Source organism: Pantoea sp. CTOTU49201 (genome assembly GCF_032054795.1).
GTDB lineage: Bacteria > Pseudomonadota > Gammaproteobacteria > Enterobacterales > Enterobacteriaceae > Pantoea > Pantoea symbiotica.
Map to the genome: position 1 here is coordinate 1 of NZ_DAMBSA010000360.1, position 4,039 is coordinate 4,039.

Annotated in this window: 4 protein-coding genes; 1 reads left to right on the forward strand and 3 read right to left on the reverse strand. The window is 57.4% G+C overall.

All coding sequences use genetic code 11. The features are described 5' to 3' along the window. From RTY00_RS19890 to uxaC, 3 genes are all read right to left on the reverse strand, one after another. Positions 1 to 320: UxaA family hydrolase (locus RTY00_RS19890; protein WP_312665730.1), on the reverse strand; the 320-nt coding region annotated here is incomplete at its 3' end. A 4-nt stretch (positions 321 to 324) separates the two neighbouring features. After that, positions 325 to 1,773 carry a tagaturonate reductase gene (locus RTY00_RS19895; protein WP_312665738.1) on the reverse strand — a complete coding sequence of 483 codons (1,449 nt, stop codon included), beginning with the start codon at positions 1,771 to 1,773 and terminating at the stop codon, positions 325 to 327. A gap of 2 nt (positions 1,774 to 1,775) precedes the next feature. Next, the gene (gene uxaC, locus RTY00_RS19900; RefSeq protein WP_312665732.1) at positions 1,776 to 3,191 is read right to left on the reverse strand and encodes a glucuronate isomerase; all 1,416 of its coding nucleotides are present in this window, start codon (positions 3,189 to 3,191) and stop codon (positions 1,776 to 1,778) included. A gap of 373 nt (positions 3,192 to 3,564) precedes the next feature. On the opposite strand from uxaC, the gene RTY00_RS19905 reads away from it, so the two are divergent. Beyond that, a partial coding sequence (locus tag RTY00_RS19905; RefSeq protein WP_312665734.1) for an MFS transporter occupies positions 3,565 to 4,039 on the forward strand: 475 nt, incomplete at its 3' end.

Consider the following 4,039-nt stretch of genomic DNA (forward strand, 5'->3'; position numbering starts at 1 on the left):
CGGTCGCCTGCTTGCGGCGGCAATTCGAGAAAATCGGGTTGATAATCGTACTCATCCACGTCGCTCAAATTGGTGCGCGCATTGCTGGAGTGGATGATCTCACCGGCCGCAATCGGCTGAGTGGCGTGCGCGATCGGCAAACCGTATTTGATCACCAGCGCATCAGTCGCTAAAGGCTGCAGCGCAAATTTATGCCCACGCCCAACCTCCTGCTGCAAGGAGATCGTCTGTTGATTGATTTCGACCTGGGTATTGGCTGGCAAATCGCGCAACGCCACAGCAACGTTGTCGCGTGAATGTATTCTAATGGCATCTTGCATAGCGTTATCTCAGTTGTGTCAACGCCGTCCGCATCCCGTGGACGATGATGTTTTGCAGGTGTTGGCTGACTGCGGCGACTAATCCGGGCCGCTGAGTGAGATCTTCGCCCCAGTGATTGGCATCGCTCAGTACCGCGCGTACCAACTGTTCCGGAGTCTGTTTATCGTTATTTACCGCTGGCCACAGCTCAGCAAAACGCTGCAGCCAGTGTTCGTCGTCCTGCAGCGGCCAGTGACGCTCGCCCTCTGCACCGCGATAAAAGGCCAGCAGCGCGGCAAAGGCGAAAGTCAGGCGCACCGGCCATTGACCGTTTTGCTGCTGCGACATCAGCAGTTGCGGCAGCAAACGGGTACGGAATTTGGTCATGCCGTTGAGGGCGATGGAGAGTAACGCATGGCGAATAAAGGGATTACGGAAGCGACGTTGCACCGCGTCGGCAAAGGCGTGCAGCTCATCGCGCGGCAGATCCAGCGTGGGGATCACCTCGTCACGCAGTAGCGCATCGACAAAACCGGCCATCTGCGCATCATCCATCGCTTCTCCCACGCTCTCCAGCCCGGCCTGAAACGCCACCGGCACCAGCGCGGTGTGTGCGCCGTTGAGGATCGCTACCTTTTGCGCTTTGTACGGCGTGATGTCGTCCACCAGCTTCACTTCTGGCGCCAGCGCGTGCAGCTGCAGCTCCTGCGCCAGTGCGTCCGGCCCCTGAATCACAAACTGGTAATAGACTTCGCCCGCCACCAGATAGCGATCTTCGTAGCCCAGTGAAGCTTCGATCGCCGCGCTATCCGCCGGATAGCCGGTGACAATGCGATCCACCAGCGTGTTGTAGAACGCACAGTGATCCTGCACCCAGCGGGCAAACGCCGGCGGCAGCTGCCAATGCTGGCTGTAGCGCAGCACCAGCTCACGCAGCGTGTCGCCGTTGTAATCGATCAGTTCACAGGGCACCACCAGCCAACCTTTATCACTGGCGCCAGCAAAATGGTTGAAGCGCGCCCACAGCAGCTGCGTCAGCTTGCCGGGGAAGGATGAGGCGGGCGTATCGTCCAGCCGATCCTGCTCAGCGAAGGCAATACCCGCTTCCGTGGTATTGGAGAAGACAAAGCGCATCTGTGGCGCGCGTGCCAGCGCGAGAAATTCGTCAAACTGTTGATACGGATGGATTTCACGATTCACGCTGCGGATCAGGCGAGCTTCACTCACCTGCTCGCCCGCCGTGTTTAGCCCGCGAATCAGCGTGGTGTACAAGCCATCTTGCTGATTAAGCGTCTCTTCCACCACGCGATTGCGCGGCCGCACCACCACCACGCCCGCATCGGTGTCTTGATGTTGATTAAGCCAGTCGAGCTGCCAGTCGATAAAAGCGCGCAGGAAATTGCCTTCACCAAACTGGATAACGCGTTCGCTATAGTGCGCGCCGGGAAAATCGTGACGGTTAAGTCGCTGCATCATCAGGCTCCCAGCTCAATGCCGAAGTAATCGCGCGCATTGTTGAAACTAATGTTCTGTACCATCTGCCCCAACAACGCTTCGTCGGCAGGCGCTTCGCCCCGCTCCACCCAATTGCCGATCATCTGGCACAGCAGACGACGGAAATATTCGTGGCGCGTGTAGGAGAGGAAGCTGCGGCTATCAGTCAGCATGCCGACAAAGCGGCTCAGCAGGCCGATTTGCGCCAGCTGTGTCATCTGGCGCTGCATGCCATCCAGCTGATCGTTGAACCACCACGCCGAACCAAATTGCATCTTGCCGGGTTCGCCTTCCCCCTGGAAATTGCCCGCCATGGTCGCCAGCACTTCGTTATCGCGCGGGTTGAGGCAGTAAAGGATGGTTTTAGGCAGCGCGTTATTGCGGTTCTGCGCATCCAGCAGGCGCGCCAGCGGAATCGCCAGCGGCGCATCATTAATCGAATCGAAACCGACATCCGGGCCGAGGATATCGAACTGGCGACGATTGGCGTTGCGCAGTGCGCCAATGTGATACTGCTGCGCCCAGCCACGGCGCGCGTATTCGCTGCCGAGCCACACCAGCACGGCAGTTTTGAATTGGGCTGTCTCTTCGGCGGAAGGCGCGGCGCCTTGCAGTCGGCGCGCCAGAATGCCATCCAGCGTGGCTTCATCTGCTTCCGCAAACAGCACCACATCCAGCGCGTGATCGGAAATTTTGCAGCCATGCGCCGCAAAGTGATCGAGCCTATGGCTTAGGGCGCGACGCAGATCGTTAAAGCGCAGCACGCTGACATCCGCCACCTGCTCTAGGCGCTGAATCCATGGCAGGAAGCTCTCCAGCTCAATATTGAAAGCTTTGTCCGGACGCCAGCTCGGCAGCACTTTGACGTCGAAACTGTTGTCCTGCGCCAGCTTGCGGTGATGCTGTAAGTCATCGAGCGGATCGTCGGTGGTGCCGACCATTTTCACCTTCATCTGCTGCATGATGCCGCGCGCGCTGAACGCATCCTGCGCCAGCAATTCATTGCACTGCTGCCAGATGCGTTCCGCGCTCTGTTCGTTCAACAGCACATCGGTAATGCCAAACGGTCGGCGCAATTCGAGATGCGTCCAGTGATAGAGCGGATTGCCGATGGTATGTGGCACGGTACGCGCCCAGGCATTAAATTTTTCCCGGTCGCTGGCATCGCCGGTGCATAGCGCTTCCGGCACGCCGTTAGCGCGCATCGCACGCCATTTGTAATGGTCGCCTTTCAGCCAGATGTCATAGAGGTTGGTGAAGCGGTAATTATCGGCAATCTGCTGCGGCGGTAAGTGACAGTGATAGTCGAAAATCGGCTGGTCTTTGGCGTAGTCATGGTACAGACGACGGGCGAACTCGGTGTCGAGTAGAAAATCCTCACTCATAAAACGCGACATACCTGCTTCCTCATTTTGTAGCCAGGTGGCTTTTAACTAAAAGTTATCATACCAATTTAGACGAACGGCAAAATTGTTTGCGATCCGACTCACAATAATGACAGTTTCACTGTGGGTATATGGACGATTCTGTTGCGGATATTGCGCTAAATTGCTGTTTTAACGATCTTTCGTCCTTACACACATGAGCCGCAAGGTTTATGTGATGGCATTCAACTTTTGAAGCTGTATAACAAGTTAACCTCTCGCTCCGTTGCTAACGGGATTAATGGCACAGGCAAGGAACTGCGGGAGTGATCAGCACTGTTCACATCTTCCCGCTCCAGATAACTACAGCGGTAAAACCGCAACGACAGACTGGACGAGGTTAATAATGCGTAAGATCAAAGGGCTACGCTGGTACATGATTGGGCTGGTGACGCTGGGCACGGTGCTCGGCTACCTGACGCGCAATACCATTGCCGTTGCGGCGCCCACGCTGGAAACGCAGTTGGGTATCACCACGCAACAATATTCCTACATCGTCGCCGCCTACTCGGCGTGCTACACCATCATGCAGCCGGTGGCCGGTTATGTGCTGGACATGCTCGGCACCAAAATCGGTTATGCGGTGTTTGCCGTGCTGTGGGCGATCTTCTGTGCCGCAACCGCGATGGCGGGCAGCTGGGGTGGCTTTGCGCTGGCGCGCGGTGCGGTTGGCGCCGCCGAAGCAGCGATGATTCCGGCCGGCCTGAAAGCCAGTAGCGAATGGTTCCCTGCCAAAGAGCGTTCGGTCGCGGTGGGCTATTTCAACGTGGGGTCGTCGATTGGCGCGATGCTGGCGCCGCCGCTGGTGGTGTGGGCGATTA